The organism is Amycolatopsis sp. VS8301801F10 (assembly GCF_046195355.1).
GTDB lineage: Bacteria > Actinomycetota > Actinomycetes > Mycobacteriales > Pseudonocardiaceae > Amycolatopsis.
Genome location: NZ_CP176065.1, coordinates 58810 through 71487, shown reverse-complemented (window position 1 = coordinate 71487; position 12678 = coordinate 58810). Strand labels below are relative to the sequence as shown.

At 69.3% G+C, this 12678-nt stretch carries 14 protein-coding genes; 5 read left to right on the top strand and 9 right to left on the bottom strand.

The window, feature by feature from the left end; all coding sequences use genetic code 11:
- Window positions 1-20: 20 nt before the first annotated feature.
- Genes F9C11_RS00370 through F9C11_RS00355 form a run of 4 tightly spaced genes read right to left on the bottom strand, consistent with a single transcriptional unit; the run spans window position 21 to window position 4585 of the window.
- Window positions 21-1004, bottom strand: a complete 984-nt coding sequence (locus F9C11_RS00370) for an ABC transporter permease (RefSeq protein WP_409182969.1) — start codon at window positions 1002-1004, stop codon at window positions 21-23.
- Complete coding sequence (locus F9C11_RS00365; RefSeq protein WP_409182968.1) at window positions 1001-1960, bottom strand: ABC transporter permease; 960 nt, start codon at window positions 1958-1960, stop codon at window positions 1001-1003. Before F9C11_RS00365 ends, F9C11_RS00370 begins: the two co-directional genes overlap by 4 nt.
- The gene (locus tag F9C11_RS00360) at window positions 1932-3509 is read right to left on the bottom strand and encodes a sugar ABC transporter ATP-binding protein (protein ID WP_409182967.1); all 1578 of its coding nucleotides are present in this window, start codon (window positions 3507-3509) and stop codon (window positions 1932-1934) included. Before F9C11_RS00360 ends, F9C11_RS00365 begins: the two co-directional genes overlap by 29 nt.
- On the bottom strand, window positions 3509-4585 hold the full coding sequence (locus F9C11_RS00355; RefSeq protein ID WP_409182966.1) for an ABC transporter substrate-binding protein: 1077 nt from the start codon (window positions 4583-4585) through the stop codon (window positions 3509-3511). The genes F9C11_RS00360 and F9C11_RS00355 overlap by 1 nt, the downstream gene beginning before the upstream one ends.
- Window positions 4586-4787: 202 nt before the next feature.
- Here F9C11_RS00355 and F9C11_RS00350 point away from each other — a divergent pair, with 202 nt between their 5' ends.
- The gene (locus F9C11_RS00350; RefSeq protein WP_409182965.1) at window positions 4788-5792 is read left to right on the top strand and encodes a LacI family DNA-binding transcriptional regulator; all 1005 of its coding nucleotides are present in this window, start codon (window positions 4788-4790) and stop codon (window positions 5790-5792) included.
- Here F9C11_RS00350 and F9C11_RS00345 read toward each other — a convergent pair.
- The 4 genes from F9C11_RS00345 to F9C11_RS00330 form a co-directional block, all read right to left on the bottom strand.
- Window positions 5789-6385, bottom strand: a complete 597-nt coding sequence (locus tag F9C11_RS00345; protein ID WP_409182964.1) for a LysE family transporter — start codon at window positions 6383-6385, stop codon at window positions 5789-5791. The two genes, F9C11_RS00350 and F9C11_RS00345, sit on opposite strands and share 4 nt — an antisense overlap.
- Window positions 6386-6523: 138 nt before the next feature.
- Window positions 6524-7213 carry an alpha/beta fold hydrolase gene (locus tag F9C11_RS00340; protein ID WP_409182963.1) on the bottom strand — a complete coding sequence of 230 codons (690 nt, stop codon included), beginning with the start codon at window positions 7211-7213 and terminating at the stop codon, window positions 6524-6526.
- A 180-nt stretch (window positions 7214-7393) separates the two neighbouring features.
- Window positions 7394-7948: a snapalysin family zinc-dependent metalloprotease gene (locus tag F9C11_RS00335; RefSeq protein WP_409182962.1), complete on the bottom strand. Its 555-nt coding sequence runs from the start codon at window positions 7946-7948 to the stop codon at window positions 7394-7396.
- Between the two features lie 194 nt (window positions 7949-8142).
- Window positions 8143-8739: a YbaB/EbfC family nucleoid-associated protein gene (locus tag F9C11_RS00330; RefSeq protein ID WP_409182961.1), complete on the bottom strand. Its 597-nt coding sequence runs from the start codon at window positions 8737-8739 to the stop codon at window positions 8143-8145.
- Window positions 8740-8864: 125 nt separating this feature from the next.
- Here F9C11_RS00330 and F9C11_RS00325 point away from each other — a divergent pair, with 125 nt between their 5' ends.
- From F9C11_RS00325 to F9C11_RS00310, 4 genes are all read left to right on the top strand, one after another.
- The gene (locus F9C11_RS00325; protein WP_409182960.1) at window positions 8865-9482 is read left to right on the top strand and encodes a TetR/AcrR family transcriptional regulator; all 618 of its coding nucleotides are present in this window, start codon (window positions 8865-8867) and stop codon (window positions 9480-9482) included.
- A 150-nt stretch (window positions 9483-9632) separates the two neighbouring features.
- A complete protein-coding gene (locus F9C11_RS00320; protein WP_409182959.1) occupies window positions 9633-10841 on the top strand; it encodes a cytochrome P450 in 1209 nt (402 codons plus the stop codon).
- 13 nt (window positions 10842-10854) lie between these two features.
- The gene (locus F9C11_RS00315; RefSeq protein WP_409182958.1) at window positions 10855-11049 is read left to right on the top strand and encodes a ferredoxin; all 195 of its coding nucleotides are present in this window, start codon (window positions 10855-10857) and stop codon (window positions 11047-11049) included.
- Between the two features lie 49 nt (window positions 11050-11098).
- Complete coding sequence (locus F9C11_RS00310) at window positions 11099-11881, top strand: TetR/AcrR family transcriptional regulator (RefSeq protein ID WP_409182957.1); 783 nt, start codon at window positions 11099-11101, stop codon at window positions 11879-11881.
- A gap of 32 nt (window positions 11882-11913) precedes the next feature.
- Here F9C11_RS00310 and F9C11_RS00305 read toward each other — a convergent pair whose 3' ends face one another.
- Window positions 11914-12669, bottom strand: a complete 756-nt coding sequence (locus F9C11_RS00305) for a methyltransferase domain-containing protein (RefSeq protein ID WP_409182956.1) — start codon at window positions 12667-12669, stop codon at window positions 11914-11916.
- Window positions 12670-12678 lie beyond the last annotated feature (9 nt).

The window sequence follows — 12678 nt, the reverse complement described above, 5'->3', positions numbered from 1 at the left end:
CGCGGATGGAACTGCACGGGTCAGGAGCGGCGGGAGCGGGCCAGCAGCCGCTGGATCACGACGACAACCAGCAGGAACGCGCCGCTGACCACCGTCTGGTAGTTGGAATCGAGGGTGCCGACCTGGTTGATGACGTTCTGGATCAGCGTCTTCAGCAGCACGCCCACGAGCGTGCCGAGTACGGTTCCGGCGCCGCCGGTGAGCAGCGTTCCGCCGATGACCACGACGGAAATCGCGTCCAGCTCCGTGCCGACGCCGAGCACGGTGACGCCCGATTGCAGGTACGCCGCGGTGAGCACGCCGGCGAATCCGGCGAGCGTGCCGCTGAGCGTGTAGAGGGTGATTTTGGTGCGGGCCACCGGAAGACCCATCAGCAGCGCGGACTGTTCCGAGCCGCCGAGCGCGAATACCGACTGGCCGAACCGGGTCCGGCGCAGCAGCAGGCCGCCGAGTCCGAAAAGGACCAAAGCGAGATACACCGGTACGCCGACACCGAGGATCTTGCCTTGCCCCAGCCAGAGCAACGCTGATCCCGGCTCCACTTTGTACGTCGTCGCGCCCTCGTCGGTCAAGGCCAGCAAGAGCCCGCGAGCGAACAACAGCGAGGCGAGCGTGACGATGAACGGGGCCATTTTCGTGCGGGCGATGAGGAGCCCGTTGAGCAGCCCGATGAGCCCGCAAACGACTAATGGCAGCAGGATCGCCACGACCAGGCCGTATCGGGAGCCGTACGCGGCCAGCACGCCGCCGAGCGCGTACACCGAGCCGACGGACAGATCGATCCCGCCGGAAATGATCACGAACGTCATGCCCAGCGCGAGCACTGCCAGGAAAGAACTTTGCAACGCGAGGTCGCGCAGGTTGTCCGCGGATCCGAAGCGCGGGAAGGCAAACCACGCGACGGCCACGCCGAGCACGAGCACGACGGCCGCGCCTTGGCGTTGCAGCGCTGCGGCGAAGGCCGCGCCGCGTTCGGACGGCGGGGCGGCGGTGGTCGCGATCATCGCGTGCTCCGTTCCCGGGCGACGTACACCGCGGCGACGATGATGGCGGCCTGCACCATTTGCGCGGCGGAATCCGGCAGGTCGTGCTTGATCAGCGTGGCGTGCACCAATTGCATGAGCAGCGCGCCGCACACCGTGCCGAGCACGCGCACGCGGCCGCCGGTGAGCGGAGTGCCGCCGACCACCACCGCGGTGATCGCCGAAAGTTCCATCAGCAGGCCGAGATCGTTGGGGTCGCTCGCGCCGAGGCGGGCGGTGGACAGCACCCCGGCGATGGCCGCGAGCGCCCCGGACATGGCGTACACCCCGATCAGGACCCGTTTCACCGGCAGCCCGGCGAGTGTCGCGGCGGGACGGTTGCCGCCGACCGCGACCAGGTGCCGTCCGAAGGTGGTGCGCCGCACCAGCAATCCGGCCAGCACCGACAGGACCGCGGCCACCAGTACCATGATCGGCACGCCGAGGACGTCGCCGCTGCCGAGCGCGAGAAAGTCCGGGTTGTGCAGCTGCACCAGCTGTCCGTGCGCGATCACGAGCGCTAGCCCGCGACCGCCGACGAGCAACGCCAGCGTCGCGATGATCGGCTGAATGCCCAGCTGGGCCACCAGGAATCCGCTGAACAACCCGGAAACGACCCCGGCGATCAGCGCGACCGCGACCACCATCAGCGGCCCCGCCCCGAGATACAGCGGGACGAGCGCCGCGGCGACCGACATCACCGAGCCCACCGACAGGTCGATGCCCTCGGTCCCGATCACCAGCGCCATGCCGAGCGCGACGATGCACACCGGCGCGGCCTGCACGAGTTGCGTGCGGAAGTTGGCCGCGGAGAGGAAGTTCTTCGTGAAGGCGATGTTGAACAACAGCAGCACGACCACGGCCAGGTACACGCCGTAGTTCTGCAGCCAGGTCGTGACGCGGGCGCGGTCAGGTCTCGTCAGTGTCGCGGTCGACATCGTTGTCACCCCCTGCAGCTATCGCCGCCAGCACGTTGTCCTCGGTGACCGCGTCGCCGGCCAGTTCGGTCGCGACGCTTCCGTCGCGCAGCACGACCACCCGGTCCGCGCCGTCGAGAATCTCTTCCAGTTCGGACGAGATCAGCAGCACGCCGAGCCCGTCCTGCGCCAGTTCGTCGATGAGCGCCTGCACCTCGGCTTTGGCTCCCACGTCGATGCCTCGGGTCGGCTCGTCCAGCAGCAGCACTTTCGGTCCGGTGGCGAGCCAGCGCGCCAGCAGCACTTTCTGCTGGTTGCCGCCGGACAGTTCGGACACCTTCTGCTCCGGGCTGGACGCCTTGATCCGCAACCGTTCCATGAACGTCTTCACCACACGGTCCTGTTTGGACCGGCTGATGAAGCCGAAAGTGGACAGCCGCGGCAGCGCGGCGAGCACGATGTTTTCGCGGACGGACAGGTTCGGAATGATCCCGTCCGCCTTACGGTCCTCGGCCAGCAACGCGATCCCAGCCCGCATTGCCGCGGAGATCTTCCCGCGCTTCAACGGTTTTCCCGCCAGCAGCACGGTTCCACCGTCGAGCGGGAACGCGCCGACCACCGCCCGCGCGGTCTCGCTCCGGCCGGACCCGAGCAGTCCGGCCAGTCCGACGACCTCGCCCGGCCGTACGCTCACCGAAACGTCGTGCAGCTTGTTCCCGCCGGACAGATGTGTGGCCTGCAGCAACGGTTCCTTCTCCGCGTGATGCTCCTCGCCGAACGCGGTGACACCCTCGGCGCGGATCTGCCGGATCTCCCGGCCGAGCATCATCGACACCAATTCGAGGCGGGGCAACGGCTTCAATGGTCCACTGTGGACTACGCGGCCGTCGCGCAGCACAGTGACGCTGTCGCAGACCCGGTACAGCTCGTCCATCCGATGACTCACGTAAAGCACCGAAATGTCATCGGCATGCAGCCGCGCCAGCACCTCGAACAGAGTGTCCACTTCACGCGGTTCGAGCGACGACGTCGGCTCGTCCATTACGACCACACCGGCCTTTGTGGACACCGCACGAGCGAGCGCGACCATCTGCTGCGCCCCGACCGCGAGCGTGTGCAGCGGACGCCGCACATCGGTGTCGATCCCGTACCCGCTGAGCAGTTCGCGTGCCTGCTCGTTCATCGCGGACCAGTCGATCAATCCGGTGCGGGTGCGCGGTTCCCGGCCGAGGAAGACGTTGCTCGCCACGCTCATCAGCGGGACGAGGTTGACCTCCTGGTAGATGGTCGAGATCCCGGCGCGCTGCGCGTCGATCGGACGGCGGAACTCGACCGGTGCGCCGAGGTGGCGGACCTCGCCCTCGTCCGGCCGGTACACGCCGGTGAGCACTTTGATCAACGTGGACTTGCCCGCGCCGTTTTCCCCGACCAGCGCGTGGACTTCGCCGCGGCGCAGGCGGAAGGAGACGTCGTCGAGGGCCACGGTGCCGGGGAACCGCTTGGTCACCCCGGACACCTCGAGCACCGGTGCGGTCATGGTCGCCGCCTGGGTGTCGGCCGTGCTCGTCATCAGTACGCGTTCCCGACCTTCTGGGCCGCGTTCGATTCGTCGTAGGAGTCGTCGCTGATGACGATGCTCGGCGGGATCGGCTTGCCGTCCTCGAACTGCTGCAGCGTCTGGAACGCCAGCTGGCCGAACCGCGGGTTCGATTCGATCACCGCGTTGTAGCTGCCGTCCACGATCAGCTGCACCGCGTTGCGCGTGCCGTCGACCGACACGACCTTGACGTCCTTGCCGGGGTTCTTGCCCGCGGTCTTGAGCGCGTTGACCGCTCCGATGCCCATCTCGTCGTTCTCCGCGTACACCGCGGTGAGGTCCGGGTGGCTCTGGATCAGCTGCTCCATCACCGACTGGCCCTTGGAGCGGTCGAACTCGCCGGTCTGCTCGGCGACCACGGTGAGGCCGGGCGTCTTGGCCAGCTCGTCCTTGAAGCCCTTGGTGCGGTCGGTGGTCACGTTGTTGCCCGAGGAGCCGAGCAGGATCGCGACCTTGCCGTTGCCGCCGGTGGACTTCGCCAGCGCGGCGGCCGCGCGGTGGCCCTGTTCGATGAAGTTGGAGCCGATGAAGGTCAGGTAGTCGGTGCAGGGCTTCGACGTCACCTGCCGGTCGATGGTGACCACCGGGACCTTCTTCGCCTTCGCCGCGTCGAGCGCGGGCTGCAGGCCGTCGGAGTTCAGCGGGGCCACGATGAGCAGCTGCGCGCCGCGGTCCAGCAGCGATTTGATGTCCGAGATCTGCTTGTTGAGGTCACTCTGCGCGTTCGTGGTCAGCAGGTGGTCGGCCGGGATGCCGAGCTTGCCCGCCTCGGCGCGGATGGACTGGGTCTCGGCGATCCGGAACGGGTTCGCCTCCTTCTCCGACTGGGAGAAGCCGACGATCGCGGTCTTCGGGTCGAGCTTCGGGTAGCCGGTCTTGTCGAGGGTGCAGCCGTCGGCGGACGGCGCGGCGGACGCGGCCGAGGCGGCCGGACCGGAGCCGTTGCTTTGCGCGGCCGGGGTTTCCTCGCGGCTAGTGCAGCCGGCGAGCACGAGTGCCGTGGCGGCGCCGGCGACCAGAGCGAAGCGGGCAGGGACGGACGGGGACACGGCGGACTCCTCGCAGCCGACGACTGGGGCAACCCGCTCGGCGTAGTGACGTCCGTCACGACGCTGAGCTGCGGCTATTTTTACATCGTTGGAACAACGTTGTAAACAGGCACAACGTCGCTACACTACGTGGTCGTCGGGGCTGCTGCCGAGAGCCTCGCGGGCTCGTGATGGGCTCTGGGCGGAGAGATGAGGAGTCGGCGTGGCCGTGACCTTGAAGGACGTCGCGACGCTGGCGGGCGTTTCGGTGAAAACCGTGTCGAACGTGGTGAACGGCTACGCGTTCGTGAAGCCCGAGAACCGGCGGCGCGTCGAGGAGGCACTGGCCGCGACCGGGTACCGGCCGAACGTCGGCGCGCGCAACCTGCGCCGGGGGCGGACCGGGTTCCTGGCGTTGATGGTGCCGGAGCTGAGCATTCCGTACTTCGGCGAAATGGCCGGGCTGGTGATCACCGCCGCGCAGCGTCGCGGGTGGAGCGTGCTGATCGAGCAGACGCAAGGAACCCGCGACCGGGAACGGGCCACTGTGGACTCGCTGGGCCCGCATCTGGTCGACGGCGCGCTCGTGCATCCCGAAGCACTCGAGGCGGCGGATTTCCCCGCTGCGGACGGGCAAATCCCGTTGGTGCTGCTGGGCGAGCACGCGGTGGACGTCGCGCTGGACCGGGTGGCGATCGACAACGTGCGGGCCGCGCAGGTGGCGGTGTCGCATCTGGTGTCGCTCGGCCGTCGCCGGATCGCCGCGATCGGCGCGAACCCTCAGCGCGGGACGTCGTCGCTGCGGCTCGCGGGCTACCGGGCCGCGCTGGCCGACGCTGGGTTGCCGTGGGTGGATTCCTTGGTGGAGCCGGTCGCGAAGTATCACCGCGCCGAGGGTGCGGCGGCGATGAAACGCTTGCTGGCACAGGAAGAACCGCCGGACGCGGTGTTCTGCTTCAACGACCTGCTGGCCGTCGGCGCGTTGCGTTCGGCGGCCGAACAGGGGCTCCGGGTTCCGGAGGACATCGCGATCGTCGGCTTCGACAACACTGAGGAGAGCGCGTTCAGCCTGCCCGCGCTCACCACGATCTCGCCGGACAAGGCGGCGATCGCCGAGGCCGCGATCGACCTGATCCACCGCCGCCTCGCCGGTACCGAGAGCGCTGAGCCGCGTTCGGTGCAACCGCCGTTTTCCCTTGAGGTAAGGGAAAGCACGGTCGCCTCCTAGAAAAGCCGCACCGCCAGCACGAGAATCACCGCGCTGGACAGCAAGGCGGTGCCGAGCCGTCCGCGCGGACCGGTGAGACCGCGTCCGAGCAGCGCTCCGCCGACCGCCAGCAGCAGTTGCCAGCTGGCCGAAGCAGCGAACGCGGCTGCCGCGAACACGGTGCCGTTGGCCGGTCGCTCGCCGAGGACGAGCGCGGTGAAGTAGATGACGGTGGTGGGGTTGAGCAGGGTCAGGCCGAGCAGGGTCGCATAGGCCCGCAGTGGATGCGGTTCCGGTGCTGCCAAGGGCGATTCGGCGGATCGGTAACGTCGGATGGCCCGAACCGCGGTCCATCCGGCGAGCATGAGCAGTGCGACGGCGGAGGTCAGGCGCAGCGGAACGGTGATCGGGGCGAGCAGCGGAGCCAGCGCGGTCCCGCCGGCGGTGGCGAGAACGGCGTAGACGCCGTCCGCGGTGGCCACACCCATTGCTGCGGCCGCTCCGACCCGCCACGATGTGCGAGCGGTGAGTTCGACCAGGTAAACGCCGATCGCGCCGACCGGCATGGCGATCCCGTACCCGGCGATGAGCCCCGCGACCAGCGCGGCGCTCATCGCACTGCCTGGCGGGTCCCTTCCTGAGCCGTCTGCTGCTTGCCGCTTTCGAGCGGGCAGCGGGACGGACGATGGCGGGCCGGTTCGGTGGTCATGGCCGGAATACTCGGCTGTCCGAACGCGGCTGGGCAACTGAATTTACCGCTGCTCGCCGCGCACCGCGACCTTGTCGATCACCGCAGCCACCGCCTCCGGTTGCGAGAGCAGCGAATAGTGACTGGCCGCCAGCTCGACACAGTCCGCCCCAGCCCGCTTCGCGAGCCACCGCTGCAGGTCCGGGTGGAGAATCCGGTCCTCTGTGGACACCGCGTAAGCGGTCGGCAGGTCACGCCAGGCCCCCGGACCCGCGGGCGCGACGAAGCAGTCGGCGCGGGCGCGTCGTTGCACTGCGGCCAGCGCGGCGGCTCGTTCGGGAGGCAAATCGGCGGCGAGGGCGTCGTGGAAGTGGTCCGGGTCGAGCGACGACCAGCCGTCTTCGTGGAACACCATCGCGGCACCACCGGGGGCGTCCGGGAAGTGGGCGTTCAGCGAAGGCACGGTCTCGCCTTCGTCGGGAACATACGCCGCGAAGTAAGCCAGCGCGTTGACCTGCGGATTGTCCTTCGCCGCACCGGAAATCACCGCACCGCCGTAGGAATGGGCGGCCAGCACGACCGGGCCGCCGAGGGCGGCGATTTCCCGGCGGACCTCGGCGATGTCGTCGGCGAACGAAGTCATCGGCAGGTGTACCGCGCGGGCCCGGTGCCCCTGTCGGTGCAGTGCCGCGATCACCTCCAGCCACACCGACCCATCGGCCCAGGAACCGTGAACCAGAACGATTTCCGCCATGAAATGCCTCCCTTTCGTCTGAAGGCAAGCCAACCACCGGCGGTCCGAGGGCATTCCTCGTTCAGCGAAACAGGGCGGATTCCGACCTCGATCGGAGTCCGAACGGCGCTATCCGGCGCGGAAACCTTGACAGCGAATGCGGCGGCCGGGACGCGCCCGGCCGCCGCTCGCTCATCCGGCTCAGCCGGCGTGGTCGTAGATCCGCTGCTGCGGACCGGAGACCGCGCTGAGCCCGTTGGCCCACAGCCGCTGCACGCGGGAGGCTTCCTGGGCGTTCGGGTTGGCGTTGTGGCAGGACGGGCCGGGGCCGCCGCCCGACATCAGCTCGGAGCACGGGCCCGAGTAGTGGTCCGGCAGGCCGAGCGCGTGGCCGGTCTCGTGCGCGGTGATCCGCGTGTTGTCGTATTGGCGGGCCTGGGTGTAGTCGATGAAGATGGTGCCGTGGCCGTGCCCGTCGGTCTGCGCGTACGAGCCGCGCGGGTCGTTGCCCTCGACGTACCGCAGCGTGGCCCCGGACGACCGTTCGACCAGCTTCACGTTGGTCACCGCGCGGTTCCAGTTCGCCGCGCCCGCGTTGATCGCGGCCCGGAACGACGGCGCGCCGGACGTCGAGTAGTAGACCGTGGCGGCCGCGACCGCGGAAGGAGCCGGAGCGGCGACCGCTACGGCGCCCGAGAGCGGGGCGGCGGCCAGAGCGAGTGCCACCGCGCCGGACAGCACGAACTTCCTGGACATAAGAAAGCTCCTGGGGGGATAAGGGAGTTTGCCGGGTTTGCGCGCGCTCAACCCAAAGTAGGCAGAAGCTCCCGGATTGTGACCCCCCTTTCGTACGGTCCGGCAAATGGTGATTTCCCAGCACTAACGACGGGTTGACAGCCCGGTCGTGAGTGGCGTTCGCGGTTAGAACCGTGAACGCCACTCACGAGAGGTCACCACGGCTGCATCTCGTCGTCGTCCTCGCCCGCGGCGCGCCGGCGGTGCGGACCGGACGTCGGCCGCGGCGGTTCGGGCGCGGCCGGGGGCGGCGGCGGGGTGTTGCCGGGAGGCGGCATCGGCGGACGGCTGTGCGTCGCGCCGCCTGGCGGAGGTGTCGGGCGTCCGTAGGCCGCGCTGCCCGGCGGCGTGGTGCTGCCCGGCGGAGGTCCCGAATAACGCGCGGGCGGCTCGGCCGGTGGTTCCGGCTCTTCCTCGGGCTCCGGCAGATACGACTTGACCACGGTCATCATCTCGCTGTCGCCGGCGATCGGCTCGAACGCGTTGATGACGTCGCGCGACACCTGGCGCTGGGCTTTTCCGTAGGCGTCCATGATCGAGGCGGTCAGCCGGGCGCCGCCGTGCCGCAGGGCGCGGTCGTCGATTTCGAGGTTCTTGAGCGCGCCGTTCGGAGTCACCGAAACCGACACGAGCCCGTCGCCCGATTTGGCGCGGCCCTCCGCGGTGCTCAAGGTCTCCTGCAGCGCAAGGCTTTTCGCCTGCATCTCGTCAATCCGCCGCTGGAAGTCGTCCAGCCACCCCTGATCGTCCACCGGCGAACGCTATCGACCGCCCTCGCCCAGCCGGTGAACCCCGGATGGCTGACGGACGACGAAACGACCGACATCCGCGGCGGGCCGGAGCGGGACCGGGCAGGCCGAGCGGTAACAATGGGCAGGTGTCCGAAGAAGTCCAGGCCCGCACGCGCAACCGCTGGGGCGAGGGCGAACGGCTGCGCGGGGAAATCCTCGCCGCGGCCAGCAGGCTCCTGTCGGAACTCGGCGGCGAGGACGCGCTCACCATCCGCGGCGTCGCCCGTGCCGTCGGCATCGCCCCGGCCAGCATCTACCAGCACTTCAGCGACCGGGCCGCGCTCGTCGCCGGACTCGTCGAGCACGAGTTCGGCCGGCTGCGGCTCGCGATGGAAGCGGCCGAATCCCGGGTGCCCGCGGCCGATCCGGTGGGCCGGGTCCGGGCGCTGCTGCACGCGTACTGCCGGTTCGCGATGGACAACCCCGGCCACTACCGGCTGATGACCGCCAACGGGGCCAGCCGCACGTCGCCGGAGGTCCGGCCGCAGGGCCCGACGATCGACCTCATCGACCGGATCACCGCCGCGTTCGCCCGCTGCGCCGAGTCCGGGGCCGCGCTCCGCGTGCCCGCCGACCGGGCCGGGGTGATCGCGTTCGTCGGCGCGCACGGCCGCGTCGCGCTGTTCCATTCGTCCGGAAAACAGCCGAACGAGGACGCCGTCGTGAGCTTCGCCGACGAGCTGCTGTCGCTCATTTTCGCTTGACCCACGGGCGTTTTCTCCCGTTTGCCACCCTCGTCCACGGCCATCCCGGTGATCTTGACCCGCGCGTCTGGTCAGTCGTTCACCACATCTCCTAACATGTGTTCGGTAAGTATCCGAACGATCGTTTGGCGACTTCTCCAGGAGGCGGTCATGGCCGACGCCCGGCCGGCAGAGCGGTTCCCGATGGCGCGCGGGCGCTGCCCGTTCGATCCGCCGCCCGGCCTCGAGCGCAAGCTGCGCGACGAGCCGGTGTCGCGCGTGCGGATCTGGGACGGCAGCGAACCGTGGCTGCTCACCCGCTACGAAGACGTCCGCGCGATGCTCGCCGACCCGCGGGTGAGCGCCGATCCCGACCGCGCCGGCTATCCGGCGCAGACGCCCGGGATCAAGGCGCGGCGCAACCGGTTCAAGTCGTTCATCGGCATGGACGACCCGGAGCACGCGGCCCAGCGACGGCTGCTGACCGGCGATTTCATGGTGAAGAAGGTCCAGCGGATGCGGCCGCGGATCCAGCAGATCGTCGACGAGCTGCTGGACGGGATGCTGGCCGGGCCGAAACCCGCCGACCTCGTGCAGGCGTTCGCGCTGCCGGTGCCGTCCCTGGTGATCTGCGAACTGCTCGGCGTGCCGTACGACGACCGCGAGTTTTTCCACCGCTGCAGCAAGATCCTGGTCTCCCGGGAGGCGACTGCCGAACAGTCGCTCGCCGCGGCCGAGGAACTGCTCGACTACCTCGCGCGGCTGGTGGAGAAGAAGATCGGCGATCCGGCCGACGACGTGTTCAGCCGGCTCGCGACGGGTCAGGTCGCGACCGGTGCGATGACCGTCGAGGAAGCGGCGTCGATGGGCCAGCTGCTGCTCGTGGCCGGGCACGAAACCACGGCGAACATGATCGCGCTCGGCACGGTCGCGCTGCTGGAGCACCCGGATCAGCTCGCCGCGGTCCGCGACGGCGACGACGCCTTGCTGGCCAACGCGGTCGAGGAGCTGCTGCGCTACCTGACGATCGTCCACTCCGGACGCCGCCGCGTCGCGCTCGAAGACCTGGAGATCGGCGGGCAGACCGTGCGCGCGGGCGAGGGCCTGATCGCGGCCACCGACGTCGCCAACCGCGACGAGACGCAGTTCCCCGAGCCGGACAAGCTCGACGTCACCCGCCAGGCCCGCCACCACGTCGCGTTCGGCTACGGCGTGCACCAGTGCCTCGGCCAGCCGCTCGCGCGGGTCGAACTGCAGGTGGTGTACCGGACGCTGTACCGGCGGATCCCGACGCTGCGGCTGGCCGCGCCGCTCGAAGAGCTGAAGTTCAAGCACGACATGGTCGTCTACGGGGTGCACGAACTCCCCGTGACCTGGTGAAAGGAGCCGGGAGATGAAGGTGGCGATCGACCAGTCCCGCTGCGTCGGGGCCGGGCAGTGCGTGCTCGTCGCGCCCGAGGTGTTCGACCAGCGCGACGACGACGGGATCGTGCTGCTGCTCCAGGAAAACCCGCCCGCGGAACTGCACGCGAAGGCGAAGGAAGCGGCGCAGCTGTGCCCGGCGCTCGCGATCGAGGTGGACGGCTGAGCCGGCGGCCCCGGCGGTCCTTTATCCTGTAAGGGGAAAGGGGTCGCCGGTGGTCGTGTTCGCGGGGCAGGGCGACGCCCGCCGTTCGATGGAGCTGCTGTGGCGCGCGGGCAGCGAACCGCGCAGCGCGCCGGGGCCGAAACCCGCGCTGAGCGTGGACCGCATCGTGGCCGCGGCCATCGAACTCGCGGACGCGGAGGGCATGGCGGCGCTGTCGATGCGCGCGGTCGGCGAACGGCTCGGGCGCACGGCGATGGCGCTGTACACGTACGTGCCGAGCAAAACCGAGCTGATCGACTTGATGTGCGACCAGGCGTTCGGCGATCTGCGCGCCGACCACGACCTGTCCGGCGGCTGGCGTCCCGCTTTGCTCGAACTGGCCGGCGACCTGTGGGAATTCCATCTGCGGCACCCGTGGCTGCTGCAGGTTTCCTACGCGCGGCCGGTGCTGGGCCCGGGGGAGTTCCGGATGCAGGAAACGGTGCTGCGGGTGCTGTTCGCGACCGGCCTGCCCGCCGGTCAGGTGCGCCGGCTGGTGGGCGCGCTGCTCAACGTCGTGCGCGGCGCGGTGCAGATCGCCGCCGAATCGCGGCTGGCGCTGAAGGAAACCGGACTGTCCGATGAGGACTGGTGGCATGCGCGGACGGCAGCGCTCGGCGAGCTGGCCCCGGATCTGGCGCAGCGGTATCCGAACGTCGCGCGGCTGGGTTCGGAGGGTGCGCCGCCGCCGGCCGGGGTGTCCTATTTGGAGCATGAGGCGCGGTTGAGTTTCGAGGCCGGCGTGGCGGTGCTGGCGGACGGGATCGAGGCGGCTGTCGCTCGGGTCTCGTGAGTGGTTATCCCGGTTAGAACCGGGATTGCCACTCACGAGGGCTTGCGCGCCTCGATCAGGTACCGAGTAGTCGTCGCGACGAACGGCCCCTTCTGCAGCTCCTCGTGCAGCTCACGCAGCCGCGGCAGGTATTTGTCCACAGTGAACCCCGGGACCATCCAGATCACCTTGCGCAGGAAGTAAATCACCGCGCCGACGTCGTGGAACTCCGTGCGCAGTTCCTCGAACCGCAAATCCACCACCTCGAGCCCGGCCTTCTCCGCCCCTGCCTTCGCGTGGTCCGGATGCCGGCCGTTGCGGACCTCCGGCGGCTGCGGCCCGAGGAAGTACTCGACCAGCTCGAACACGCTCCACGGCCCGACCTGCTGCGAGAGATAACTCCCGCCCGGCTTGAGCACGCGCGCGATCTCGTCCCACCAGACGGTGACCGGATGCCTGCTGACGACCATTTCGAACGTGTTGTCCTGAAACGGAAGCGGCGGCTCGTCGGTGTCCGCGACGACGGTCGCCCCACGCGGTTCGAGCAACGCGGCGGCCTTCTCGATGTTCGGCGGCCACGATTCGGTGGCGACCGTCAACGGCGGCAGGACCGGCACTCCCGCCAGCACTTCGCCGCCGCCGGTCTGGATGTCCACAACGGACTGGACGTCCCGCAGCCGTTCGCCGAGCAACCGCTGATAGCCCCAGGACGGCCGCTGCTCGCTGGCCCGGCCTTCGAGCCAGGAGAAATCCCAGCCGTCCACGGAGACTGACGCGGCTTCGGCTACCAACTCGTCGAAAGTGCGCATAACTCGATC

What these genes read in the sequence shown, in the direction of transcription:
- F9C11_RS00340 (WP_409182963.1), bottom strand. Translation starts at nt 7,213, where the DNA reads ATGGCGGAAATCGTTCTGGTTCACGGTTCCTGGGCCGATGGGTCGGTG.
- F9C11_RS00360 (WP_409182967.1), bottom strand. Translation starts at nt 3,509, where the DNA reads ATGACGAGCACGGCCGACACCCAGGCGGCGACCATGACCGCACCGGTG.
- F9C11_RS00370 (WP_409182969.1), bottom strand. Translation starts at nt 1,004, where the DNA reads ATGATCGCGACCACCGCCGCCCCGCCGTCCGAACGCGGCGCGGCCTTC.
- F9C11_RS00365 (WP_409182968.1), bottom strand. Translation starts at nt 1,960, where the DNA reads ATGTCGACCGCGACACTGACGAGACCTGACCGCGCCCGCGTCACGACC.
- F9C11_RS00320 (WP_409182959.1), top strand. Translation starts at nt 9,633, where the DNA reads ATGGCCGACGCCCGGCCGGCAGAGCGGTTCCCGATGGCGCGCGGGCGC.
- F9C11_RS00345 (WP_409182964.1), bottom strand. Translation starts at nt 6,385, where the DNA reads ATGAGCGCCGCGCTGGTCGCGGGGCTCATCGCCGGGTACGGGATCGCC.
- F9C11_RS00305 (WP_409182956.1), bottom strand. Translation starts at nt 12,669, where the DNA reads ATGCGCACTTTCGACGAGTTGGTAGCCGAAGCCGCGTCAGTCTCCGTG.
- F9C11_RS00335 (WP_409182962.1), bottom strand. Translation starts at nt 7,948, where the DNA reads ATGTCCAGGAAGTTCGTGCTGTCCGGCGCGGTGGCACTCGCTCTGGCC.
- F9C11_RS00315 (WP_409182958.1), top strand. Translation starts at nt 10,855, where the DNA reads ATGAAGGTGGCGATCGACCAGTCCCGCTGCGTCGGGGCCGGGCAGTGC.